Origin of the sequence: Lonsdalea quercina (assembly GCF_900107885.1) — a bacterium.
GTDB classification, from domain to species: domain Bacteria; phylum Pseudomonadota; class Gammaproteobacteria; order Enterobacterales; family Enterobacteriaceae; genus Lonsdalea; species Lonsdalea quercina.
Map to the genome: position 1 here is coordinate 611,803 of NZ_FNQS01000001.1, position 25,395 is coordinate 637,197.

The window sequence follows — 25,395 nt, forward strand, 5'->3', positions numbered from 1 at the left end:
GATTCCGTATGAGTCCGGGTTATCTTCAGGCGTCTTTCGGTGCCAGTGAGGAGAGTTCAGTGCGCAGTTCATTGCTGAGTGCCGGGTCAAGCAGTATTTTTTCCAGCTCTTTGCGGAAGGCCTGGTTATCAAGAAGATTGGATTTTAGGTCGCGCAGAAGATTTCGCATCGCAAGCATGGCTTTCAGTTGCGGGATTTGGCGGGCAACCTGTTCTGGTTCAAAATCCTTCATGTCCCGGAAGGTCAGAGCCACGTTTTCCTCGCTACCGTCCCCTGCCAGGGTATTTTCTACCGCCAGGTTAACGGAAGGGGAGAACTCAGCCAGAACACTGTTGAAATTGTTTTTATCCACATTCACCTTCCCGCGTTCAGACAGCGGACGGTTTTCCTGACCATTGCTGAAGTCACCCACGGCCAGGAGCTTGAGAGGCAGTTCGGTTTTCTTCTGCGCGCCACCTGTATGTAAATCCAGCTTTAAATTAACGCGTGCTTTTGGTATTTCATTCTGAAACGAAGACATAACAAGTCCTTGTGCTGTGAAGTTGCGGCAGTCCGGGCGCAATGCAGACAGAGACCAGCTGATGCCAAATGACGTACTCCCGAACAAGCTCTAACTGGAGGGCCACAATAATTGCTCACCGTTATTAAACAAGTACCAAACGGATAGCAAGATATGCCTGCACACAAGAAAATCCTGAAAATCGATTGATTTACATCAAAAAAAATCAACAGCAACCTAATCAGTAGTCAAGACGTCCAGCGTCGTAAAACAACTAACCGTGAGACGGCACTGATTTAGCGTTATTAACCTTTACGTAATAAATGCAGATATGAAAGGAAGGCTAAACGGCCTTATTTTCAGAACGAGCTTCAGCTGGCATGAGAGTTAGCCACCATTCAGGAGTTCCGCGATAGTCGGGAGAAGACTCGCTCAATCAGGAGAATGAAGATGCATCAGACTAAAGAAGAACGGGCGTGGCAGCGGGGTGTTCGTCTCGCTGCGATATTCAAGGGTGCAAAAAAATTTTTGCACGTTGAGATCAGCACTGCGTTATGCAAGCTAAACGTTACAAACTGCCTAAGTGGATAGGCCACATGCCACTGCTTCTAGCTGTCTTTTGTTCGTTTGGACTGACCCCGCCACGGTAGACACATTCTGTCCTCACGGCGAGGCCTGTTCGAAGGCCTCCGGGCTGATGCCCCCCAGGTGGCTGTGACGCCGGGCTCGGTTGTAGAACACGTCAATGTAATCGAAGATATCGGCGCGGGCCAGATAGCGGGTTTCATATATACGCTTTCTGATACGCTTTTTTTTTCAGCGAACTGAAGAACGACTCTGCTACGGCATTATCCCAGCAGTTGCCACGCCAGCTCATGTTCGGCGCAAGGTTATTAGCCCGACAGAAACGTCGCCAGTCGTCTCTGCCATACTGGGTTGGCCTAAAAATCTTTTCCGATGCGTTTTGATTTATTCTTCTCGAATTCGTAAAAGACTGGAATCACTCACACTTCAAAATTTAGTTTTATTAGCAAAGATAAATTTTGGTATGTCTATAGGCATTATTAATATACCTATATACTTTATTTACAGTTGTCATCCTATAAGGATGAAATTACCGATAAAAATCATGGCTGCTTGACTTTCGCTTTAATCGTAAAATATTACACCACCCGCCTATCTCACTTTTCATTTAAACTCAGCAAAGCATACTTGAACAATAAAACCATCAAAATAAACTCGAAATACCATCAGATAGATCAAGCATAAAAATAACTAACATCATGTATCATTAAGCATTAAATCATCGTTTAATCGATGGGACTGTTCCTTCATCACAAGATAAAAACAATCATAGAGAAAAGTAATAATCAATATGATTATTTTCCTTTTTATCATTAAAATATCCTCATTTATAAAGTAACAAACGCTTTTAGCATCACCAATTCAAAAACTGTTTTCCTCATCGTTTTAGGATAACCATAGGACATATATTATGGCCGCCTTTTCATATTTTAAGAAAATCGCCACTTTGCACCCCACCGGTATCGCGGTAATACTACATAACCAAAACGTAACCTTGAGCGAATTGTTGGCTTTAAGTGAAAAATTAGCAGCGGGTTTGCAGCGAGAAGGAATAGAAAAAGGTGATCGTGTTTCTATCCATATGGATAACAAGGTTGAGCTACTCGCCATCTATTACGCTTGCTTAAAAATTGGCGCTGTTTTCGTTCCTCTTAATTTAAAACTATCGGCTAGTGAAGCAAAAAAATTGATACAACATAGTGCTTCCCGCCTCTATATTGGCGATGCCGCTCGATTTAATGAAATGGGTAAAGAGATTGATTTATGCCCGACCATTGAAAAGAAATGGATTATTAACCTCAATCATAACGATGAAAATCATCACACTCGCTCTTGGGATAACGTCGTTTCAAACGCAGAACCCCGGGATACTGACGACCGACTTCCTGACGAAATTGCATCCATATTTTATACATCTGGTACGACAGGGCAGCCCAAAGGGATAGTTTATTCACAACAAACATTAGTCAATGCACTTAATTTAACCCAGGCGACAATCAATCCCACGATTAAAAACTCAGACAACCAAAGAATCGTGATTATTAGCCTGGTGAACTTAATTAGTCCATGGAGCATACTGATTACGCTAGCCGCGATTCAAAAAGGCTATACGGTATTATTGCTTCCGGAATCCAACATCAATGAGTTTGTCGAGCTATTAAAAAAGAAAAATATCGCATGGATAGCGGGAACACCGTCGAATTATCAGGCAGTTATCAACACAGCGAAAAAACAACATTCTCCACTTAACCTTAGTGACACCGTTTGCGTTGTCGGTGGCGACGTATGTGGGACCGAACTCAGCCAACACTTTCTTGCATGATTTGATTCTCGATTACAAAGCTCGTATGGCCAAACGGAACTAGGCGGACCAGTGATGTATCATCACGATCTTTGTACACTCAACGAGCCATCTATTGGCTTCGCCCTTCCCTCCGTTAAATTCAGAATCGAAAGCACCTCATCAGAGGAAGGGGAACTCTTTATTCTCACCCCGGCAAAAGTATTAGGTATTTGGAATGGACATGATGTCGACCTATTCCCATCCGACCGATGGATCGCAACAGGCGATATTGTTCAACAAGCACCTGATGGTCATTTGATTTTTATTGGCAGAAAAAAAGAGCAAATAAAAATTGAAGGCTACCCTGTTTACCCGATAGAGATTGAGCAAGCGCTTATTCAACATCAAGATATTGCCGCAGCCATCGCCTTTAGTATTCCCGATACTTTTTCAGGTGAACGTATTATTGCATTGGTTCAAACAGCATCAGATAACGTCCCTAGCACAGAAAATTTATCAGAATTTTTATCTCATCATATTGCCCACTATAAACGGCCCTCAGAATATATTTTCGTTCAGGACATCGCGCTAGCGACGATGGGAAAAATCAGCAGGCGTAAGTTAACAAATCAATATGAACAACTCAAAAACCACGCCAAGAAACACATGATCGTATCAACACAAGGTTGACCAATAAACAGCCTAATCCGTTATCGCGCAATGCAAGCGCGAAAGAAAGCCAATGACATTCTCGTGAGCTTCTTTCTGCCACGCCCTGTTCTCATCTGCGCGGTGCTGGATGGCTGATAATGCCGCAGCGCTGATGAACAAATACGGAAACGTCTTCAGTCCCCCTAGTCGGGTTCTAAGTCTGAATTGTCTAACGCCATATCAACCAAGGAAGAAATGTCATGATGCACAGAGCTGACAACAGCATTAGGAAGAATATCGATCCGGCAGGAACCGGCGAAGACACTACAGAACCGCGTCTTGTTGATGCATTACGTCAAAGTCTTTTGCTTAACAAACAGTTGAAGCAGCAGAATCAGTATTTAACCCAGATTGCGCATGAACCCATTGCCATCATTTCTATGGGCTGTCGCCTCCCTGGCGGCATCCACTCCCCTGAACAGCTGTGGCAACAATTATCTGATGGAAAAGAAACCATAGGCCCCTTCCCCATCGATCGGGGATGGGACATTGATGCAATATTTGCACAGACGCCAGACCTTATGGCCATCGCGAAAACCTGGCGGGGAGGATTTCTGGCTGACGCAGTCGGATTTGACGCCAGTTTCTTTAAAATATCTGATCGTGAAGCTCTGGCGATGGATCCCCAGCAGCGAATATTACTCGAAATCAGTTGGGAAATTCTGGAGCGCGCAAGTATTGTTCCCGCGACACTAAAGAACAGCCAAACGGGCGTCTTTATCGGCACAACTCACAATGGCTATATCAGTGATATTGAACGGCGTAATCCCGCCACCGACGGCTATCGCTTACAGGGCAGCCTAAGCAGCATTAGTTCAGGACGTATTGCTTACGTGCTAGGATTAAACGGTCCGGCAGTCACATTGGATACAGCCTGTTCCTCCTCTCTTACGGCCATTCATCAAGCCATCAGTTCCCTAAGAAACAGAGAGTGTTCACTTGCCATCGCCGGCGGTGCGACCATTATGGCTTCGCCAGATGTGTTCGCCGAATTCACGCGTCAGGGCGGACTCGCCGCAGATGGAAGGTGCAAAGCCTTCTCCGACGCAGCGGATGGAACTGGCTTTTCCGAAGGGGCAGGCCTCATTTTGCTGGAAAGGCTGTCTGATGCGATAAAATCAAATCATACCGTTTTAGCCGTGATCCGCGGGAGCGCGATCAACCAGGATGGCGCTAGCAACGGGCTGACCGCGCCTAGCAGCTCCGCGCAGGAACAGGTCATTCGCCAAGCGCTGAATAACGCAGAGCTGACTTTTTCCGATATCGATGTCGTCGAAGCTCACGGCACAGGCACTTCGCTCGGCGATCCCATAGAAGCCCATGCGCTGCTTAATACTTACGGTAAACATCGGACCGAGGATAAACCGCTGTGGCTGGGATCGTTAAAATCCAATATTGGTCACGTGCAACTCGCCGCTGGCGTCGCCAGTGTCATAAAAATGGTCATGGCTCTTCAAAATGAGCAACTCCCCAAAACGTTACATGCTGAGACACCATCTTCCAAAATCGACTGGTCACGCGGCGACATAAAATTGCTTGATGCTGCGATAAATTGGCCTGATAGCGGACGTCCAAAACGTGCAGCCATTTCGGCATTTGGCTTTTCGGGGACCAATGCGCATCTCATTTTGGAAGAAGCGCCTCTTATCTCGTCTTCGGAAAAACCCGCAGCGACCGAAAAGACGTTCCCGGTTCCTGGCATCTCACTACCGTTGTCAGCGGCGTCACCCAGTGGACTATGCGCACAGGCCAGGCAATTACAATCGTGGATTAGTCGGGAAAAAGTCTCTGACCTCAGTGCGGTAGCTTACTCGTTAGCCACCCACCGTACTCATTTTGATTACCGCGCCGTAGTCACTGCAGACGACCGCGACGGCATACTCGACGCTCTCGAGGGACTCGCCGATAACCGTTACGCTCCTGGCGTCATTCAAGGTGTCCGCTCCCGGTCGGGCAACGCCGCGTTTGTTTTTACCGGACAAGGTGCCCAGTGGCCAACGATGGGGCAAGGATTGTACCGTCTGTCGCCCGTGTTCGCCCAAACGCTCGACGAAGTCTGTCAGCACATCGATCCCTTGCTGCCGCAACCACTGAAAACCGTCATGTTTGCAGAAAAGGACACCACAGACGCCGCGCTGCTGAACAGAACCGATTTTACCCAAGCGGCTCTTTTCGCTTTCGAGGTCGCCTTATGCCGGACGGTCATGCATCTCGGCGTGCTTCCCGATGTGATGGTCGGTCACTCCATCGGCGAGATCGCCGCCGCCCATATCGCCGGAGTCTTCAATCTGTCTGATGCCGCAACTTTTGTTGCCACCCGGGGGAAACTGATGCAATCCATTACCGCCGACGGCGCAATGGTGGCGATTGAGGTCAGTGAAGCGGAAATCTTAACGTCACTGGAGGGATATGAAGACAGCGTCGCCGTTGCTGCGGTAAATACGCAATCCTCCGTCGTCATATCCGGCGATACGAATATTGTACTGAGCATCGCTGAACAGTGGCGCGATCGCGGTTGCCGTACTCACCGATTAAAAACCAGCCATGCGTTTCATTCTCCCCACATCGATAGCATGACTAGCGAGTTACAGCGCACACTCTCAACACTGGCGTTTCATACTCCCGCTATTCCAATCGTCTCCACGGTGACCGGCACGCTGCTTTCCAATGAACAAGCCTGCTCCGCTGAATATTGGGCAAATCAAGCCCGCAGCGCGGTACGTTTCGACGCCGCCATCCAATGGCTACAAATGCATAACACCGTCGTCTCGCTGGAAGTCGGCCCTGACGGTGTGCTCACGGCATTGGGGCGAGCCGCTACCGCCACAGATTCCCATGGCCTGCCCGGCATAGTTTGGGTTGCCTCCTTAAGGAAGGAACGGGATGAATCGCGTCCCTTTTTCGCCGCATTAGCGCAACTGTACGCGCAGGGACAACCGTTGGACTGGACGAAATTGCTTCCCCCAGCGCCGCCCGCTGCGCTGCCCACTTATCCATTCCAGCGGCGCCGCTATTGGTTACAAGCCCCAGAAAGACGGCCGACATTCGACGGTGGACTCTTCACCGTTAACCATCCGTTCCTACACGCAGGTATCAGTCTCGCCAATCAGCAAGGCTGGATTTTCACCGGAAAACTAGATGCGGCGAAGCAACCGTGGTTGTTGGAACATGTGGTTGGCAATGTCGCCGCCGTCGCCGGCACCGTGACGGCTGAACTCATGTTATTCGTCGGGGAACTGATCGGTTGCCAGCGCATGGACGAACTTTCTCTGCACACCATTTTACCGCTGGAGAAACAAGCCCCCGCTCACATCCAATTGCGAATCGGCGAACTGGATGCAAGTGGAGCACGCCAGGCCGAAGCCTATTTCTATATTCCCGATCCCACACAGCCCGCTGAGCTGACGCCGGTGTGGCAACGCTATGCGACATGTCATCTCGTGCCGGATAACACGGCAACGCCTGAATGGCCGGATTTACATTCGCCAAACTGGCCCCCCTCAAATGCCGAACCGGTTGATTTTAGCCCACTGTATGAACAACTTGCCGAAAAAGGCGTCGTGCTCGGTGAATCTTTCCAACAGCTGACCCACGTCTGGGAATATAACGACAGTTTGTATGTCGAAGCGACGCTCCCCCCGATCCAAGGCGAACAGGGAGAGGATTTCATCCTGCATCCCACCATATTAGACGCGGGTATGCAGGCGGCATTAATCGAAAAGCTGAACGTAGAAACGGATAACAATCAGCCCCGTCTACTTTTTTTCCTGAGTGGGCTACGGACCTATGCCAAGAACGTACACCGCCTGAGAGGACACTTGGTGCGTAAGCCCTCAACGTCCAGCGCTTTAGGTTACCGTGAATATTCATTACGACTCGCTGATGATACCGGGAATGCTGTCGCTGTCGTTGACTCCATGGTCTTGAAATCATCCAGTGCACAGCAGACTCACTCAGCAGTGCGTCCAACTTTTTATCGTCTGCTTTGGCGCGAGGTCGAACCGATTGCGTCTCCTACCTCAATCAAACCGCTGTGGATTACTCAGCAGGATACGTTGCAGCCCTGGTTATCTGACATAACGAAGGAAGACTCATCCCTCATCGTCTATACGGATATAGATCATGCATTGGCGTGCTTCGCTCCCGAGCCGGAACATGTCGCGATGTTTATCGTACCCAACGCTGACAATGACGATACCTATATCGACCATAATCCAACACACCTTGTGCTCAGCACCCTGCAAACATGGCTTAACGATGTACGAACGACCAACACGCCTCTCATTGTAGTGACGCAAAACGCGGTAGCGACTCGTGAAGATGAGAGTGTCCCCAATCTAGCGCAATCTCCTATTTGGGGCTTAGTCCGCACGGCACAGCTTGAATATCCTGGCCGCTTCTTCCTGCTTGATATTGATGATATTGAAAACGCATCATGGTCATTGATAAGCATGGCTATTCATGCGCTTCCCCATACATTGCAACTCGCGTTGCGCGCTGGGAGAATACTCGCACCACGGTTGGTAAAAGCGGCTGGCGACGGTGATCTTTCCGCTCATGACGGCACCGACCAGCAGGAAAAGTTATGCCGCAACCTCAAGCCTGGGGGCACCGTGTTGATCACAGGCGGTACAGGCGCACTGGGCAGGACTGCCGCCAGACACTTGGTTGAGTGCCACGGTGTTCGCCATCTACTACTGGTGAGCCGGCGCGGAATAGAGGCTCCGGGAGCCGATGCATTACGTGAAGAACTCGCCGAGCTTGGCGCGCAAGCTACGTTCATCGCTTGCAATGTTGCCGACCCTCAGGCGGTGGAATCGTTGCTGAACGCGATACCTGAAGCGCATCCACTGACGGCGATTATCCACACGGCAGGCACCGTGGACACCTCATTGCTGGACAGCATGACGGCTGAGCAAGTCGACAACGTTTTACAATCAAAAGCCGTTTCTGCATGGAACCTACACCAGCTCTCGCTGAATTACGATCTTTCAGCATTTGTGCTCTACTCTTCCGCCGTCAGCATTCTTCCGCAAAAGGCACAGGGTAACTACGCCGCCGCCAACGCTTTTCTGGATGCCCTCGCGCATTACCGGCGCCACCTCGGCTTGCCTGCATCGGCAATGGCTTGGGGAATGTGGGCCGAACGCTCGGAAATGGGCGAACAACTCGGCAGCGACGATATCCAACGTATTATCGACACCGGTCAAAATCCGCTTTCACGTACGCAAGGATTAGCATTCCTGGATACCGTTGTCGGCACGGAAGTCGTCGAACACGCACCGTTGCTGATACCGGCACGCTTGAATCTGGAAGCGCTACGCGATCAACACGCTCCCTCACTTCTCACGGAGGTGCTTCCACGTCGTTCTGCATCCCAGAGCGCCCCAGCGCCCTCACTGCAGCTCGCTGAAATGCCAGAGAAAGAAAGACTCCCTTATTTGCTTAACGTGATTATTCAATCCGCGGGAGAAGTACTGAATCATCCCGAACCGAAGTCCATAAGAAGCAACGAGGAATTCATCTCTCTTGGATTTGACTCTCTTACCTCGGTGGAAATGGGCAGTCGCCTGTCACTTGCGCTAGGGGTTCGTCTCCCAGCCACCGCGATTTTTGAGCATTCAACCCCACAAGCATTGGCCCAATTCTTACTTAGCTTGGTGTTCAAGAGCATGCAGGATCCTTCAGAAGAACCCCATATCGAACAGCAGAAAACCAAAGGAGGGTTGTTTCAACTTCTGCGAAAAGCCGTGGAACAAGGCATGACGAATGATGGGCTGAGTGTACTGGCAGGCGCTGCGCGACTGCGTAAGCATTTCTCACATCTGGAGCATAACCAATATGCCCCAGAGGGGGTGTGGCTGGGACGCGAACGAGAGAAACCGCTGCTAATCTGCCTGAACTCATTTATCCCGGCCGCCGCTAACTTAACCTACCAGCGCTTGAACTCAGCGTTGTGCGATCGATACAGTCTGTTGACCATACCTTTGCCCGGATACGATACATCTCCCCTACCGGCAACCGACTATGCAGCGGCAGCCGCGCTAGCGACGGCGGTGGAACGAGGCTCGGAAGGGCGTGAATTTACTCTGGTCGGCTTCTCAACAGGCGGGCTTGTCGCCCATGCAACAGCTCATCAGTTAGAAGCTCGAGGTCGACCGGCCAAATCCGTCGTGTTAATTGACAGCTTCCCGCCCTCGGCCATGAGCGAGGATGCGATGGGGGATGTGCTTAAAACTTGGTTCGCAGCAAAAGGCGAATTCTGGACAGGCGAGGACAATGCGATGATGGCGATGTCTTGGTATCTCGAACTATTCGGCCTTCAATGGACGCCCGCTCACTTGAAAACCCCGACATTTATGCTCCAGGCTGCGGATTACCCTGCTTCCGCACACCCAACGCAATGGGCTAATGAATGGCCCAATCTGGTGAAAAGCGTCATTACACCGGGAAGCCACTTCGAACTGCTGACAGAATATGTCGCCCAAACAGCAGGAAATTTATCCGCACTGCTAAACGAGACCGCCCCAAAAACCCCTATAAAAAAAGGAGCTTTTGGCCCCCAAAAAGATAGGAAATAACGGTGTAAAAAACTATCGAGGCCTTGTGATAGCTCGAAAAGAGATAAGTGCGGCAATGAGAGTTGCAGGACCATAATCATGATAGGAAGCGCCCTGTGTTACAGGGCGCATACCTTGAATACATCTCTACCGAATCAATAAAGAGGCGTCACTGACGATCCAATGACTTCACTTTATACATGGCTTACCACGTTATCGTATCTCATGAGGAGACGATGACAGTGCATCATCCAGAAATCGAACCGCGTTCCGCAGGGCCTGATCGGCCTCGAGCAGAAGTCCCGCAAACAGCGGCCAGACGTGGAACATGCCAGGCCAGATTTCAAGCGACGTCCTTACGCGACTGTCGCCGAGATGAGCCGCCAGTCGTGTGGCACCGCTCAGCATGACCTCGTTTTCACCAATTTGAATCAACGTAGGCGCAAGCCCCCTGACATCCGCAAAATTCGGCGAGGCATCAGGATGGATAGGTAGATCCCCGGCAAGAAAAATGCCTGCCAGCTGGTTGAGGAATTCGGCACTGCACAAAGGATCAATACCATTTATGACTTTCGCCGCGTCTCCGCTATGGGTCAGGTCTGCCCAGGTCGACATTGCCACCGCGGCGGCAGGAAGCGCGATATTGGCCTCTTTGGCTTCTCGCATGATCGTCACCACCATCGCTCCCCCAGCGGCATACCCGGCAATAACCAACGTTTGCGGGGATACGCCGCTCTCCAACAGAGAGCGATAGGCAAGAAAAGTATCATCGATAGGAATGGGGAAAGGAGACTCGGGCGCCGGTCGATAGTCCGGTACAAAGACGGTCGCCCGGAGAAGTTTGGCATAGTTCCCTGCCCGTCCCCGGTAGGCTGTTGTTCCCCCATGGACGTAGCCGCCCCCATGTATGTAAAACAGCCCCTTCAATTACGTTGTCGGGCGTTACCGTCATGGTTAGGCTCGCCGCCTAAATCAATAGGGACGAACGAGACGTCTTCAGGCGCAGGAAGAGGCTGTCGAGTCCGTCGACATCATCTGCCAGAGCATCTGGCCAGCTCTTATCACTCTCGCCCTTCATTTTTAGTAGTACGGGCGCAGCGGCCTGAATCCATACCTCTAAAGCATTTTACGCGTTAATAAGTAAGATTTAATTGGTCTCCCGGTGAATTATTTTCTACGCTGGTACTTCGATTGAACAATTCGGGGAAAGAGTTCGACAAAGAGTGTCCGCATATTCATCAATAACGATCATCCTGGCGGTGGTATTGAGCTTAATACCCTGCGTACATTCGTCGCGATTGTTGAGGCGGGAAGTTTTGCGCCCGCAGGCAAGGCCATTGGTCGACACGGTCTGCGGCAGGAAAAGCACTGGCGCGGCCCGAAGCGCACCTCGGTACGCGGTTATTGCGTCGTTCTGCTCACAGCGTGTCGGTGACCTTGGACGGGCGAGGAGGATGTCATCATGGACTTCTCCCACCCTGGAAACCGACAGATAATCCGTTTATCGAGTCATTTAACAGTAGTCTGGGGGATGAATGTCTGAACATTCCTGATTCCTGTTACTGGGCGATGCGCAGGACAGACTCGCCCCCTGGCGCAGGAAATACAATCTTGAGAGAACGCATTCATCATCAAATGACATGATTCCGGCTGAATTCATTCGAAGTCTTCAGAAAGACGAAGATCTCTAGTTTATGACTGCACTGATTTTGAACCAAGGTCAGTATTGAACCGTTTCTGCCCGGCTCATCAGGCTCCATTAACCGGCTTTCATTGGTATTTTAGTCATTCTGATACTGGAAGAATGCGCTTTCAGTGTTGTCGGGCATCAGACTGCCCCGAGGTAGAGGCTTTCAGACAATATCCAAATTCACTTCAGTCAATGCATTGATAGCGGAGATTATGTAATGGAAATAACAAATTTCGTGCTTACACCGAACACTGCCGTCGCGAATGGCACTGATAAAATCAGTGCCAGTGCCGATATAATGAATGGTAAAAATTATATATCAAATGAGCCTGTTGTTTTCAGCATTACAACTGGTTCAGCAATCTTCTCAAACGGTTTGTCATCCATCGTGGTTTCGAGTAATAGCCTCGGCGCAGTGTCTGCCAGCCTGGTTGACACTACGGCAGAAACCATTGTGATTGAGATTGCACTTCAGAGCGATACCGCCATTCATAACTCCCTGGCGGCAACGTTTACCCCATCGCATAATTCCGTCGATACCATAAATCTTCTGCTGACAATTGATGACGCCAAAGCTGACGGCGAGGACCAGAACCAAGTTGAGCTCCAGACGCTCAGCGGAACTGTTCCAGTTTCCGGAGCATCAGTTTCCCTTACGCTGACAAATGGTGCTGTCTTTATTAGCGGGGAAAATACGGCGAAGATTACAACAGACAGCAACGGGCGGGCCTCTCTGCCCTTCACCAGTACGACCGCCGGCCAATCGAAATTAACCGCTTATCTCGCTGAAAATATTGCCGTTTACAATTCGGTGACGGCAACATTTAAAGGGGGGGAAGTAGTCTTGCCTGCTCCCACAGTGGCTGAAGCGGATAACACGGCGATGACTATTGACCCGGCATCTTTAACAGGTGGCATCTCGATAGTCATCCCAGAAGTGGCAAACCTGGCAGAGGGGGATAGTGTGACGGCTTCGCTGAGGGACATGTCAGGTATTACGACCAGTGCCAAGCATACGGTGACATCGGCAGAGGCCGGTAAGGCGCTGACGATTATGCTGAACAATAACCTGGCAGGTGATACGGACGGAGAACAGATAGTTGTATGGTACCAGGTGACGCGTTCTCAGTCCGCGGTAGTTGAAACCTCCGCAGAATCAATTTATACCATTAAGATATCACCCTCCATGATATTCGAGGATTTTGAGGGAAATCAAAACATTACATTATATTTATGGCAGTCCGTACAACTGGTGAACTCTGGTGCTACTCTGACCAATCTCAGCTTGGACAGGATTGTTATAGCTGATGGGGTTGATGATGAGCTTGCACCCTATCTGGTGGGGACGGCCCTTAGTGCATATGGTGGAGCGACTGCTCTTAAATATAAAATCACGTTCCCTATTGAATTTAATTATTTTAAAGCTGGAGTACAAATGGGAAAGGGATATAAGAACCGTTTTGCTTTTTATGACAGCCAGGACAAAGAGGTTTATATGGAAGATATTACTGGCAGTGGTAACACTGTAGGCTGTTGGTTTGAGCATACATTTACGGGAACCAAGGCAAAAAGCCTTGTTATATCCGGCCCCGCTTTAAGTATCGACAATATCACGGTTAGTTCCTAATCGACTTTTTATCCTGCAATAACTACATTTAACAAAAGGGCACTATTGTAAAGTTCGTGATTAGGCAGCTTTTTGTATTACCGGAAGGCTTTCTTTTTAAAGACTCTGCTCACCAGACATCTCTTACCAAGGGGATGACCAAAGTAGAAGTTTTCTGCCTGTCCTTTACACTGTGCCCGCTGCCCCCCCTAAATGGTGGCATACGCCACCTTCATGAATTTAACGTGAGCGGTCAGCTCGTACCTGATTGATGCGTATAGTGATGTGGGTCAGTCCGTAAATGGACTCTGAAGTGTCCGTTAAACCCGTGGCGGTTCACACTACCTGCAACTTTAAGTATTCAAGAGATATAGAGAATACAATAGAACCATTAACAATATTGTTGCACTTAATATAAAGTATGGTAATATATATAAATCATTTATTCTAGAGAGAATATATTTCCCATTAAAATAGTTATCAGTTTATACATCCATAGAATATGATAAGATACTAGTTAGCTTAAGCTCTATTCCCCAATATAACTTATATAACCTTCTTTTGTATAAAACCGTTATCTATTGCTGATGATTATTTATTAAAGAGATAACAAATGAATAAAAAAGAATTTTTTGATGATAATCAAAAACCATTGTATCGGCAAATTTATGATCGATTTGTAAAAAGCATTCAGAGTAACGTTTTAATTCCTGGACAGAGAGTACCTTCTATCCGCACACTCGCAAGCGAATTACAATTATCCAGAAACACCGTAGAACTTGCCTACAGCCTATTAACAGAAGCGGGTTACCTCGAAGCCCGCGGTCCCGCAGGTACAATTGTTTCAAAAAAACTAGCCAAATTATCTATTCAGGAAAATGACATACCCCCTTCCCAAAAAGTATCTCACTCACTATATGACCCTCTGTCCGATTTTTCATCCAAAAGCCACTCACCCGCTCCCTACCAGCTAGGTCTACCTGGATTAGATCTTTTTCCATATAAGATTTGGGGTAATATATATACTCGCCAATTACGCCAACAAAATTACTTTTTCTCTTATCCTCAAGCTGCTGGATACCAACCCTTACGAGAAGCTATCGCTTCTTATCTCCGTGTATCTCGAGGACTTAACTGTACATCATCACAAATTTTCATTACTGCAGGTTATCGAGGAGCCTTAAATCTTATTAGTCGAACACTAATGCAGCCATTAGATCAAGTATGGATTGAAGACCCATGCTTTCCACCAAGCCGTCAATTACTTAATGAGTTCGGTGCGGAATTAATCCCTGTTCCTGTTGACAGGGATGGTATGAACATTTCTATCGGTAAAGAATTAGCCCCCGATGCTCGCTTCGCACTTGTCACACCAGCTCATCAAAGTCCGCTTGGTTCTGCGTTATCGACACTTCGTCGCGCTGAATTACTCGAATGGGCTCAAAAGAGCAATGCCTTTATTATCGAGGATGATTACGATAGTGAATATCGCTACAATAGCCGACCTTTACCCGTTCTCGCTAGTACTGAGTCACACGACAACGTATTATACGTTGGCACTTTTAGCAAAGTGCTTAGCCCCTCGCTACGCTTAGCTTATCTAGTCGTCCCTGAACCTCAATTGCCACGATTTAATGCTACTTGTCAAACCTGGCAAGATGGCTGCTCATTATTAACGCAAAGAGTATTAACTGATTTTATGCAAGAAAATCATTTCTCTCGTCATTTGCGTAAAACCAGAGCTATTTATGCAAAACGTCGAGTGATGACCATCAATGGACTTAAGGAAGTCTTTGGAGAAAGGCTGAAATTTGAAATGCCCGCCTGTGGACTACATATCCTGGCCAAGCTAGACGATGAAGAAAATGATATTGGAATCGCAACACGAGGAAGAATGCATAATCTTCTAATCGGAGCTTTATCGGCAAGATCTTCAAGAAAAGAATGCGGTAAGGGCCTGATTCTAGGATTTGCAAATGTGACAAGCCACGAACAAGCACTGAAACAGGCTAAAATGCTCTTTCAGTGCTTCGATTAGCTGTATTAAAATAATGTTGTTAACTAATCAGGCAACACGGCAGTCGCCTCAATCTGCACTTTGGCACCAGGAACCATTAGTGAGTTAACTTCAAATGCACTCATTACAGGGAAGTGGCCAATTATTTTTCTATATGCAACACCGACTAATTTCGCCTGATTAAGATATGCATCTTTATCTGCAATATACCAGGTTAATCGAACGATGTGTTCTGGTTTGGCGTTTGCCATTGCCAAAATTTTAACGATATTTTTTAATGCTTGAATCGCTTGTTCACCATAATTTTCACTCACTAGGTTTTCTTTTTCGTCCCAGCCAAATTGCCCAGAAGTAAATATCATGGTACCTCTACTTGCAATACCATTAGCATATCCTTTTGGTCTGACCCAGCTTGGTGGTTGGAGCAATGTAGTCATGAGGGAACCCCCTCACTTGATGCTGACAAGGCAGTGCGGATATGATCGGGGATCTCCACAGATTTGCTACTTATAAGACAAGTATAAACTAAAACCTGTCGGCTACGCATACGCAATTCTCCGCCGACAGAACCTTCAATTATTAGGGTTAAGGAACTTCGACCAATTTTTTCGACTTGTAAATTCATCAATAAACTGTCGCCCTGGCGTGAAGGTTGAAGAAATTCGCATTCTAATTTTACGATGGGTAATCCGTGCTTACGCTGGTTTATCAACACATTAAAATCTATATCTAACCCTTCCGTAAACCAGTCTTCAATAAGCCAATTTGTGATTACCAGATACTGCGGGAAATAGACAATTCCCGCCGGGTCGCAGTGGGAAAAACGCACTAAATATGATTTCGAAAAATGAGAGTGTTGCATTTGTTGTTGTATCCTGTTTCATGTAACCAACCTTACGGTGGAAGATCCTTCGATAACTGCTCACCAAGTTCACGGTCTTCTGGGAATCCACCGAAGATAATCAGCCCACCACAAGCGCGTTTTCCACTAAACGCAAGTAGTTTCCCAGCATCTTTAGCCCTTGCTCGGTAAGCACAGATTCCGGGTGAAATTGCAGTCCATAAATATCAAAATCACGATGACGCAATGCCATGATCTCACCGCGCCCGCCGTCAGGTCGCCGTGCCCAGGCTACAGGTTCTAACTCTGGCGGGAGGTTATCCACCACCAGCGAGTGGTAGCGCGCTATCCGCAAGTTATCCTCAAGCCCGATAAATAATCCTTGCCTATTGTGCTCCATCAAAGACACTTTTCCGTGCAGGACCTCATTCGCCCGGCGAATCTCACCGCCGAAGGCGGCGGCGACACACTGGTGTCCAAGACAAACTCCCAGAATGGGCAGATGCCCGGCAAAATACCGAATCGCTTCCATAGATATGCCAGCTTCTCTCGGCGAGCAAGGACCAGGTGAAATAATCAGCGATTCCGGCTGTAGCGAAGAAATATCCTCAATATCAATATCATCATTACGCCGCACCACGACCTCTGCACCTAAAATACTGAGATACTGCACGATATTCCAAGTGAAAGAGTCGTAATTATCGATGACTAAATGCATAACACCGCCTCCTCTGGTTGCTGCGGGTTTATGGCGGCAGCTTGTAGCATGGACTGGCTCTTCTCCTTGGTTTCCTGCCACTCGCGCTCGGGGCGTGAATCCTGGACCACACCTGCGCCCGCCTGAACATACAGTTTCCCGTCAGTCAGAATGCCAGTCCGTATAACAATAGCCTGATCCGCATTACCATAAAAATCCAGGTAACCAATAGACCCGCCATAAACACCTCTCGCATGTGGCTCCAACTCGGCAATGACTTCCAAAGCCCGGATTTTCGATGCTCCACTCAGTGTGCCCGCAGGGAAAGTGCTCTTCAGTAAATCAAGAGCCTGCGTCCCTGTTGCGGCCTGCCCCGTCACGGTAGAGACGATATGCATCACATTTGGAAACTGCTCTACGGTGAGTAGCTCATCCACCTGCACACTGCCCGCTGCGGCAACCCGCCCTAAATCATTGCGCGCCAAATCAACCAGCATCATATGCTCAGCTATTTCTTTCGGATCGGCTAATAGATCCTCGTGCAAGGCATCATTCTCTTCAGCGGTGCATCCCCGACGGCGGGTACCCGCCATCGGCCGGCTCACCACGCGCGCTCCCCGCTTCTGAAACAGCATCTCAGGAGATGCGCCTACAATCTGGCTCTCTCCCATATTGAGCAGGTAGCGATAGGGTGCCGTTCCTTGCCGGGAAAGATTTCTGTAGAGCGTCGTGGCATCTTCGGCGTAGGGATGGCTCATCCGTCGAGAGAGAACCACCTGCATCACATCGCCCGCCTCGATATACTCTTTAATTCTTTCAACCGCCTGCCGAAAACACTCTTCAGGAAAGAATTGGTTGATTTCGCGGGCCGCGATGGGTGCTGATAAGGCCCCCTTGTCCGCGTCCGATGGTGTCAGCGAATCTTGTACCCGTTCAACTATCTGCTCGAGACGTGTACGTGATCTGACATAATCTCCCTCTACGCCAGTCTCGCCGTAGACGATGCAGTGCAACAGTCCACGCTGGTGATCGATGACCACCAGTTCCAGACTCAACCACAGTAGTGCGTCAGGTAGAGCAAAGCCTGATGGCTTCCGAGCGATTCGGCGCAGCCTCGGCTCGATCAAACGTGTCGTTTCGAAACCAAAATAGCCAAAAAGCCCTCCTGCAAATTCGGGCAGCGCTGATATTTCTGGAACAGACCAACGTTCCTGCAATATCTTCAGCACTTCCAAAGGATCATCTGTCTCCCACGTCTCACACAAATGCATATCGCGGTAGTGATGTAGATACCCTTCACCCAGTTCGAAGCGCTCACGGCACGGCAGCCCAATGACCGACAGCGCTGGCTCAACGCCATGCTGTCGGCGCACGCCCGTTTCAAACAAATAATCCTGCCCCTGGTTCGTTAGAGCCTGATACAAAGCCAGCGGTTCCACAGCGTCAGGTAACGTCAGGGTTTGCCATAGCGGAATATGGGTAAAGCCCTGACGACCATATTCATTAAACTCCTTTTCATTCAACATACGGTTTCCTCCTCGGCATGCTGCTCAACAGCCAGCTTCGCCATAGTCCGACGGTCCGGTTTATTGTTTTTATTTATAGGAATTTCAGCAAGGCAGACCACCCGCACAGGCCATTTGAACCGCTCGAGTTTTTGCTCCAGCGCCGTCCGGATCTCTGCTATTTGCGTATCATGGATACGGGAGTTGCCCAAGATGAGCGCTGGACGCACTTCCTCATTTTGGTCATAGACAGGAACTAGATAGGCCGAACCTAACTCCGGGAACAATCTCATTACGAGGTTTTCTATTTCAATGGGAACAACCCAACGTCCATTGACTTTAAAGCGATCGTCTTTCCGACCATGAAATATCAGATTCCCCAGCGCATCCTGGCTAAACAGGTCACCCGTGCAATACCATTCTCCCTGAAAGTTAGCTTGCTGCTCCTCCGGTCGGTCCCAGTAACCTGACGCACAGGTGGGTGATTTCACCATCAGAATGCCTCTTTCCCCTATAGCAACAACATTTCCTTGGTCATCAACAATGCGGGCTTCAGCACAGGGCAACATACGTCCTACGCTACCAGGGCACTCGGCTCCAGCCGGATAATTAGTGGCAAAAATATGCCCAAGCTCGGTGCAACCAATCCCATCATACAATTCGCTGCCAAACAGCTGTCTCCAACGAGCCGCGAGTGGTGCTGGCAATGCGGCTCCTGCACTAAATGCCAAGCGCAACGACGTGTCTTCCGGCCGTAGCCCATAATCCAGTAACGCCCGATAGAGGTTGGGGACAGCAAACATTACGCTAGGCTGGAACTGACGCAATAGCGTCACGACGTGCTGGGCATCGGGCCAGTCCGCGTCCAGGACGCTGCAAGCGCCGGTAAATAGCGGGAAAAAGAGACTGTTACCCATGCCATAGCCAAAGAAGGCTTTAGAGGGAGAATAGAGAATATCGCTGGTATGAATCCCTAATTGCTCTGTAGCGAAATGTTGGCAGATCGCCAGCATTGACTGCGCACTATGAACGACGCCTTTCGAGCTACCGGTACTACCTGAGGTACATTGAATTAGAGCCGGCGCGCTCCAGGGTTTGCGGATAAATCCATTCCAGGTGGCGTCCTCTTCTTGGCCCTGCACCCACTGCCGATAATCTCCAAAATCAACCATGCTTACGGCAATACTCTCTGGCCAAACGCCTTGCTGAGCAGGCTGTCTTATCGCCAGTATCGGCATAAAATCGTTGATAATTTGGAGCAAACTTGCCTTATCGAAGCGAGGGTTGATCACAACAGGCAATGCGCCAAGAGCCAGCACAGCATAAAATTCGATCACCAGCTCAGGGCCGTCATTCAACGCAATCAGCACACGTTCGTCCGCCTTCACCCCCTGACGTTCATGATGTGATGCGCGGCGACGTACGGCAATGTTCAGCTCACGATAGCTGAGGCTAAATCCCGGGCCGATATAGCAGAGGTTGTCATTCTCCGGACGCGCGGTTGCCAGGCACTCCGCAAGATTTATTGGCCCGGACTCTTCCTTGAGCGCAAGCGAAGATGGCGGAGAAGCGAGCATTGTTGCCAAGCGAGACACCAATGCCGCTCCCTGTTGTGGGTTAAGACGCGGATCGCAGCTACTCTGATACGCGCGCAATAAGCCACTTTCCTCAAGATTTTCAGGGCCTCCCAAGCATTCCGTCACCGCCTGAGCGCTTAACTCCAAGTGCACACCGCCTGCGCGCGATCCCGCGACCTTATGCGCCTCGAAGAACGCCTCCATTTCTACGGCAATATGCGCATAATGCCGAGTTTTAAGGCCACTCTCCGTCTGCATCCCGTTACCGTGCATCGGGTCGCATAGCCATATCACTTGGCGACCTTCACGCTGCACTCTCTCTAACAATGCTGGAAACCGCTGGATCTCATGATGTCCAAAGCGGGTAATCAACGTTAAACGGCCTGGAATATTTTCCGGATTCAGTCGATCAATCAGACGCAACAGCTCATCGTTGGTGCAAGCAGGACCAACTTTAACGCCAATTGGGTTCCCCACACCACGCAAAAACTCCACGTGCGCCCCCTCCAACTGGCGTGTGCGTTCCCCTATCCATAGGAAATGTCCAGAACCACAAAACCAGGTTCCATCTTCATCCTGCTGCAACTGAGTCTGCTCATAGGGCAGCAATAATGCTTCATGGCTGACGTAGTAATGACTATCATAAGCGACAGAGCCTGGCGCCAGACTGCGAAGATAATTCAGGCTCGCCGCGGCATGGAAATAGGCGGTTTCCAATCGCAATGGGTCTGGCTGACGAGCATCAGCAGAAAAAGCAAGGTCATTAATTATATCCCCGTAATAGCTCATAAAGACCTCGTCGCCCTGCGTTTCATAAGGCTGACTGCGAGGTTTAGCGTACTGGCCAGCTATTCGACCAATACGTATTACCGGAACAGCTAACGCGCTTTCCAGTGTTGAACCGAGTGTTTCCAGCAACTGGTAGTGCGCACGGAGCTTTTTTGGCTGCATATCGCTAAAACGTTCAGCGCAATCCCCTGCCTGCAAGACGAAACTTTTACCCTGCGCGACGTCCGCCAGCGCTTCGCGCAGTGAGCGAATTTCACTGACGGGGACCAACGCTGGATATTGGCTGAGCCGTGATAATGTTGAATCTAAAAGCGTACTGTCGACATATTCAGGAATGTGCTTATGAGGCTTTTCGCGCCAGCTATCAGGATCCCAGTGTTTAAGTAAGGATGGCAGCATCGTTTCGCTCGCTTAGTCTGTTTTAGAAACCGTGTTAAAAAGAATCAGGTGAACAAAGACCTGTGTTAGCTCTGACGTTCACTCAGCTCCTCACGTAGCGCTATACCGCCTAAATTCTGTAGTAGTGGAGCGTTTTCACAGGCCAGGTAGATAGCCTCTTTTGAGCCCGTATTAACATGTTGATGCTCTGCCCAAGCGGGCACATAAATGGCATCGCCAGCACGCCATGACACCTCACGCTTGCCAATGCGTGAATATCCTTCCCCTTGGGTGACATAAATCACCGTCTCGTAGTTGTGACGATGTAAACGCGTACGCTCATTCAGTTCCAGATGCCCCACGGTCATACTGATCGTGTGGCTTGGCAGATCCACTATGTTTACTTTGTGGTTACGTTCGGAAGAAAAGGATGGATGCGCCTGACTCATCACTTGTTCATGAATCAGTTTTTCGGGAAGACGAGCGTCAAGGCTACCGCCAACGCGCCAAAAATCGCCCGAAGAAAACCCGCCAGCTTTCTGCGCCGGTGGTGCTTCAGTTGGCAACGTCTGAATCTGCTCCCAAATAGCATCAAACATCGCCACGCGATTTGCGATCATTTCACGCCCAACTGCAACGGCGCGATTTCGACATGCGCCGCCCTGGGCGCGCAGCATGCGCTCCATGATAGCCAGCATGGCTAACGCATGATCTTCATCCTCTTCAATATGCAGGCTGAAAAACTCTGTCGCCTCTTCACCAAAACCATGGTGACGCAGAGCATGAAGAATGGGGCGATAGATGAGTGGTACGATCGCCTCGGCGCCAAGGCACATTGCAGCAAGGCCATTCAGTGTATCGGCAGACTGACAGTGGCTCATCATGGCATCGATCATCGTCTGAGTTTGCGGCAATGGTTCTTGAGAGGCTGGCTGAGCACCGATGTGGCGTAACGTCCGCTGAAATAGCTCAGCATGCGTAATCCGGCTGCTGCCATCCACCCCCATTTCTTCCTCTAGATTTTCCAGGAGTGCCGTCACATCTTCTGGATCCTGTAATTTGCCAATCAGAGCACACAGATAACGGGTAAAGTGGCGGGAATAAAGGCTGTGCTGGATCAGCAGTGTTCTGACGCCATCCAGACTAACGGCATTATTTTCTAATGCCTGTAGTAACGGATGGTTCACTAATCCACTTAAATCATCCGCTTCGAACCATCCGTTCCAAATAGGGCTAATCCCTTCAATTAGTTGTGTTCGTGCTACATTTTTTTCAATTGTTAAATCCATTATTATCTCCTCACAAATACTCGATAGGATTAAGAGCTTTTAGCCCGGATGAGGCGTAATTCAGGATTACGCCAGCTGAGAAAAAAAAGTCCAATGGCCGCACAGGCGATAGTGAACAAGAACATGCCGCGCCATCCCATATGATGGATCGCAATGCTTCCAAGCCAGGATCCTGCTGCCGCGCCAAAGAAAAAAACAGTCATAAACAAGCTGTTAATCCGGGACGCCAAGGGCGGATCGATATCCAGCACGCGACTTTGTGCAATCGCTTGAATCGCACGAACACAAAAGTCGGCCAGTATCAAATAAATCAGCAGCAGCCCGATAGAGACACCGTTCCAGATCCCAATCAGCGGCGTCAATGCCATGACTAAAGCCAGTAGAATGATGATGCCTGGCCCGGACATTCGGCATTGCAGATACTGGGTAAACCAGGTCGCTCTCAGCGCGGCAAGAGAGGTAAAGGCTAAAAGTCCAATATGAGCCGCATCCCAGTGCAATGTGTCATGCATCAAAAAGGTGAGATTGGCCCAAATTCCGTTAGATGCAGCGAAAAAGCTGGCGGCCACCAGCGACAGGCGCCGTAGTTCGGGGTGAGTCCGCCATATTGTTCCCTGCAGTTTCAACACCTGGAAATACCGTAGATTCCCCGTCAGCGACACATCATCAATACGTTTAGACAGACCAATGCCAGTGAGTAGCGTTAATATTCCGGTAATCAGATAAATAGCGCGCCAGCCGATATACTCACCGCCAAATCCCCCCATTACTCGCGCCAGCAGCAAACCTGCAAATAGTGAAGTCAGAAGGCTGCCAACCACTTGGGCACGCTCTGTCCCCACCAGCACCTTTGCGCTATAGGCCAGTAACATCTGTCCGGCAATAGATAACAGACCGGCAAAGAAACACAGCGCCACCATCAACCACAGCGTCGGAGACAGGCCAATAAGCAACAGCGTTCCCCCTAACAACATCATAACGCTCGGGATAATCCGTTTTGGCGCGACCAAATCCCCTAGCGGCAACCCCAGGATTAGCCCGGCGCCATATCCCGCCTGTGTTGCAACAGAAAGCCCCCATAGCGCGTCAGCAGACAGGTGAAATGAATGAGCGATCAATGTTGTCATCGACTGATGATAAACAACGGTCGCAACAGAAAACCCGGTGGCCAGGCGATAGAGCACTAACCTCCAGCCAGAAACTGTATTCTGTGATGTCATAGTTAATTTTTCAGTTAAGGATTAGTCGAATAACAGCGACAGTCGGGATGTCAAAGGCCGGCTGCGACAACAGAGAACATAGCCAGAAGCCACCTCCTCCGGAGCCAGCGCATGCGGTTCTTCCATTTCAACTTCCCCCTCAAGCACGCGGCAGCGACAGGCTGCGCACACTCCGGCTTTGCAGGAATAGCGCGGGGTGACCCCGGCCTGTAACAATGCATCCAGCAAGTTTTCAGAGGTCTCAGAAAGTTCGACCTGGTATTGAGCGTTATCAATAACCGCCTTCACATCTACCATCCCGAACAGCTCGGATTTTTTTTGAGGTCGGAATGTCGATGCCCGCGAACCATAGCTCTCAGTACGAATACGCGCTCTGACAACCCCATGCTGGATAAGAGCGCGCATAACGTCACGCATCATCCCGTCAGGACCGCATATAAAGGCATAATCGATAGTGTCGGCAGGGAGGTAGCGTTTGAGCAACTCAGCGCAACGCTCGGTGTCCAGCCTGCCGTTAAACAAATCTATCTCTTGCTCTTCGCCGCTAAAGAGATAAATAAGGGAAAGCCGGCTCGGATAGAGGTCCTTTAAACCCGCCAGCACTTCACGTAACTGCATTGTCGCGACGTTGCGATTGCCATAGACCAGCGTAAAACGACTGCGTGGCTCCGACCTCAATACGCTCTGGACCATAGACAATATCGGCGTAATACCGCTACCTGCCGCAAACCCCGCGTAATGGCGAGCACCTTTCGGTTCCACCGGCAGGCCAAAGCTCCCCATCGGAGGTAGGGCCTCCAGTGTTATCCCCGTCTTAAGATGAGTATTGGCCCAGTGAGAAAACCGTCCCCCCTCGATTTTTTTTATCGCCACCTGTAAAGGCTTATCAGGGCTATTGCACAGCGAATAGCTACGGCGTAGCTCTTCGCCTGCTAAAAAGGTACGAAGGATAATGTGCTGCCCTGGCATATGATGAAACAGGGCGCGGTGTTCCTCCTGCGGGACCAGAGTCAGCACCACGCTATCCGGAGTATCGCGTTCGATGCGAGTCAGTTGCAGAGGATAAAACTGAGACATAGTGATCCTCATGGCTAAATTGAAGTTAAGAATATGTGGGGTCGCATACGTCAGCCCGTTACAAGCTTTTGAAATGCTCAAAGGGATTCATGCAGGCATTGCACTGCCAAAGTGATTTACACGCGGTACCGCTAAACTCCCCCTGTAAAGTAGTCTGCTCCGAACCGCAGCGCGGACAGCAGACGTCTCGTATTCCCACAGAGATGAATTTCAGCTCCTGCCAGACAGGCTCTACCGGCAGCGGCGGGGCGATTCCCGCAGCTTTTAATTTTTCCTTTCCACTTTGGCTCATCCAGTCCGTGTTCCAGGCCGGATAAAGGCGGTTTTCCAGGGTTATTGATTGCACGCCGCGATCTGCCAAAGTGCGGCGAATATTGTGCTCAATGACGGCCTTAGCAGGGCAACCGCTATACGTCGGAGTCATCACCACTTTCAGCGTTTGTTCCTGCCACTCCACGTCCCGAACAATGCCCAAATCCACAATAGAGATGTAGGGCATCTCAGGATCTGGAATACCCTTTAGCCACGCCCAGATATTCTCTGTGCCGCGCTTGATTTCCGGTTCCGTCAT

At 49.6% G+C, this 25,395-nt stretch carries 16 protein-coding genes and 2 pseudogenes; 6 read left to right on the top strand and 12 right to left on the bottom strand.

The genetic code is table 11. From position 1 onward, the window contains the following. Positions 1-25: 25 nt before the first annotated feature. Both tssB and BLU64_RS02715 read right to left on the bottom strand, forming a co-directional pair. Positions 26-520: a type VI secretion system contractile sheath small subunit gene (gene tssB, locus BLU64_RS02710; protein WP_026742266.1), complete on the bottom strand. Its 495-nt coding sequence runs from the start codon at positions 518-520 to the stop codon at positions 26-28. A gap of 642 nt (positions 521-1,162) precedes the next feature. Next, positions 1,163-1,436, bottom strand: a pseudogene (locus BLU64_RS02715) (IS3 family transposase); the annotation flags it as partial. Positions 1,437-1,994: 558 nt separating this feature from the next. Between BLU64_RS02715 and BLU64_RS02720 the strand changes: the two are divergent. From BLU64_RS02720 to BLU64_RS02725, 3 genes are all read left to right on the top strand, one after another. Continuing rightward, complete coding sequence (locus tag BLU64_RS02720; protein ID WP_342341532.1) at positions 1,995-2,906, top strand: class I adenylate-forming enzyme family protein; 912 nt, start codon at positions 1,995-1,997, stop codon at positions 2,904-2,906. Between the two features lie 54 nt (positions 2,907-2,960). Next, positions 2,961-3,557 (top strand): AMP-binding enzyme, encoded by a 597-nt coding sequence (locus BLU64_RS17800; RefSeq protein WP_327062218.1) that lies wholly within the window; start codon positions 2,961-2,963, stop codon positions 3,555-3,557. A 221-nt stretch (positions 3,558-3,778) separates the two neighbouring features. Then, on the top strand, positions 3,779-10,159 hold the full coding sequence (locus BLU64_RS02725) for a type I polyketide synthase (protein ID WP_074727848.1): 6,381 nt from the start codon (positions 3,779-3,781) through the stop codon (positions 10,157-10,159). 192 nt (positions 10,160-10,351) lie between these two features. Here BLU64_RS02725 and BLU64_RS02730 read toward each other — a convergent pair whose 3' ends face one another. Beyond that, positions 10,352-11,065, bottom strand: a complete 714-nt coding sequence (locus BLU64_RS02730; RefSeq protein ID WP_235195082.1) for an alpha/beta hydrolase fold domain-containing protein — start codon at positions 11,063-11,065, stop codon at positions 10,352-10,354. 511 nt (positions 11,066-11,576) lie between these two features. Here BLU64_RS02730 and BLU64_RS17555 point away from each other — a divergent pair. The 3 genes and pseudogenes from BLU64_RS17555 to pdxR all read left to right on the top strand — a co-directional run. Beyond that, positions 11,577-11,829, top strand: a pseudogene (locus BLU64_RS17555) (integrase core domain-containing protein); the annotation flags it as partial. 216 nt (positions 11,830-12,045) lie between these two features. Further along, positions 12,046-13,455, top strand: a complete 1,410-nt coding sequence (locus tag BLU64_RS02740; protein ID WP_026742264.1) for an Ig-like domain-containing protein — start codon at positions 12,046-12,048, stop codon at positions 13,453-13,455. Between the two features lie 592 nt (positions 13,456-14,047). Further along, positions 14,048-15,472, top strand: a complete 1,425-nt coding sequence (gene pdxR, locus BLU64_RS02745) for a MocR-like pyridoxine biosynthesis transcription factor PdxR (protein ID WP_074727850.1) — start codon at positions 14,048-14,050, stop codon at positions 15,470-15,472. A 23-nt stretch (positions 15,473-15,495) separates the two neighbouring features. On the opposite strand, the gene BLU64_RS02750 is transcribed toward pdxR, so the two are convergent. From BLU64_RS02750 to paaD, 9 genes are all read right to left on the bottom strand, one after another. Next, on the bottom strand, positions 15,496-15,888 hold the full coding sequence (locus BLU64_RS02750; protein WP_026742262.1) for a RidA family protein: 393 nt from the start codon (positions 15,886-15,888) through the stop codon (positions 15,496-15,498). After that, entirely contained in the window at positions 15,885-16,313 is a 429-nt protein-coding gene (locus BLU64_RS02755; protein ID WP_071999756.1) for an acyl-CoA thioesterase, read from the bottom strand. The genes BLU64_RS02750 and BLU64_RS02755 overlap by 4 nt, the downstream gene beginning before the upstream one ends. Positions 16,314-16,413: 100 nt before the next feature. Further along, on the bottom strand, positions 16,414-17,010 hold the full coding sequence (locus BLU64_RS02760; RefSeq protein WP_026742261.1) for an anthranilate synthase component II: 597 nt from the start codon (positions 17,008-17,010) through the stop codon (positions 16,414-16,416). Next, positions 17,001-18,515, bottom strand: coding sequence for an anthranilate synthase component I family protein (locus BLU64_RS02765; RefSeq protein WP_074727852.1), 1,515 nt, complete (start codon positions 18,513-18,515; stop codon positions 17,001-17,003). The genes BLU64_RS02760 and BLU64_RS02765 overlap by 10 nt, the downstream gene beginning before the upstream one ends. Further along, positions 18,509-21,259 (bottom strand): 3-deoxy-7-phosphoheptulonate synthase, encoded by a 2,751-nt coding sequence (locus BLU64_RS02770; protein WP_051625473.1) that lies wholly within the window; start codon positions 21,257-21,259, stop codon positions 18,509-18,511. The genes BLU64_RS02765 and BLU64_RS02770 overlap by 7 nt, the downstream gene beginning before the upstream one ends. 65 nt (positions 21,260-21,324) lie before the next feature. Beyond that, a complete protein-coding gene (locus tag BLU64_RS17560; RefSeq protein WP_244888408.1) occupies positions 21,325-22,527 on the bottom strand; it encodes an iron-containing redox enzyme family protein in 1,203 nt (400 codons plus the stop codon). Between the two features lie 29 nt (positions 22,528-22,556). Continuing rightward, positions 22,557-23,711, bottom strand: a complete 1,155-nt coding sequence (locus BLU64_RS02785; RefSeq protein WP_235195080.1) for an MFS transporter — start codon at positions 23,709-23,711, stop codon at positions 22,557-22,559. 57 nt (positions 23,712-23,768) lie between these two features. Then, positions 23,769-24,824 carry a 2Fe-2S iron-sulfur cluster-binding protein gene (locus tag BLU64_RS02790; RefSeq protein ID WP_026742258.1) on the bottom strand — a complete coding sequence of 352 codons (1,056 nt, stop codon included), beginning with the start codon at positions 24,822-24,824 and terminating at the stop codon, positions 23,769-23,771. A gap of 58 nt (positions 24,825-24,882) precedes the next feature. After that, on the bottom strand, positions 24,883-25,395 hold the full coding sequence (gene paaD / locus BLU64_RS02795; RefSeq protein WP_026742257.1) for a 1,2-phenylacetyl-CoA epoxidase subunit PaaD: 513 nt from the start codon (positions 25,393-25,395) through the stop codon (positions 24,883-24,885).

What these genes read in the sequence shown, in the direction of transcription:
- tssB (WP_026742266.1), bottom strand. Translation starts at nt 520, where the DNA reads ATGTCTTCGTTTCAGAATGAAATACCAAAAGCACGCGTTAATTTAAAG.
- BLU64_RS02720 (WP_342341532.1), top strand. Translation starts at nt 1,995, where the DNA reads ATGGCCGCCTTTTCATATTTTAAGAAAATCGCCACTTTGCACCCCACC.
- BLU64_RS17800 (WP_327062218.1), top strand. Translation starts at nt 2,961, where the DNA reads ATGTATCATCACGATCTTTGTACACTCAACGAGCCATCTATTGGCTTC.
- BLU64_RS02725 (WP_074727848.1), top strand. Translation starts at nt 3,779, where the DNA reads ATGATGCACAGAGCTGACAACAGCATTAGGAAGAATATCGATCCGGCA.
- BLU64_RS02740 (WP_026742264.1), top strand. Translation starts at nt 12,046, where the DNA reads ATGGAAATAACAAATTTCGTGCTTACACCGAACACTGCCGTCGCGAAT.
- pdxR (WP_074727850.1), top strand. Translation starts at nt 14,048, where the DNA reads ATGAATAAAAAAGAATTTTTTGATGATAATCAAAAACCATTGTATCGG.
- BLU64_RS02750 (WP_026742262.1), bottom strand. Translation starts at nt 15,888, where the DNA reads ATGACTACATTGCTCCAACCACCAAGCTGGGTCAGACCAAAAGGATAT.
- BLU64_RS02755 (WP_071999756.1), bottom strand. Translation starts at nt 16,313, where the DNA reads ATGCAACACTCTCATTTTTCGAAATCATATTTAGTGCGTTTTTCCCAC.
- BLU64_RS02760 (WP_026742261.1), bottom strand. Translation starts at nt 17,010, where the DNA reads ATGCATTTAGTCATCGATAATTACGACTCTTTCACTTGGAATATCGTG.
- BLU64_RS02765 (WP_074727852.1), bottom strand. Translation starts at nt 18,515, where the DNA reads ATGTTGAATGAAAAGGAGTTTAATGAATATGGTCGTCAGGGCTTTACC.
- BLU64_RS02770 (WP_051625473.1), bottom strand. Translation starts at nt 21,259, where the DNA reads ATGCTGCCATCCTTACTTAAACACTGGGATCCTGATAGCTGGCGCGAA.
- BLU64_RS17560 (WP_244888408.1), bottom strand. Translation starts at nt 22,527, where the DNA reads ATGGATTTAACAATTGAAAAAAATGTAGCACGAACACAACTAATTGAA.
- BLU64_RS02790 (WP_026742258.1), bottom strand. Translation starts at nt 24,824, where the DNA reads ATGTCTCAGTTTTATCCTCTGCAACTGACTCGCATCGAACGCGATACT.
- paaD (WP_026742257.1), bottom strand. Translation starts at nt 25,395, where the DNA reads ATGACGGAACCGGAAATCAAGCGCGGCACAGAGAATATCTGGGCGTGG.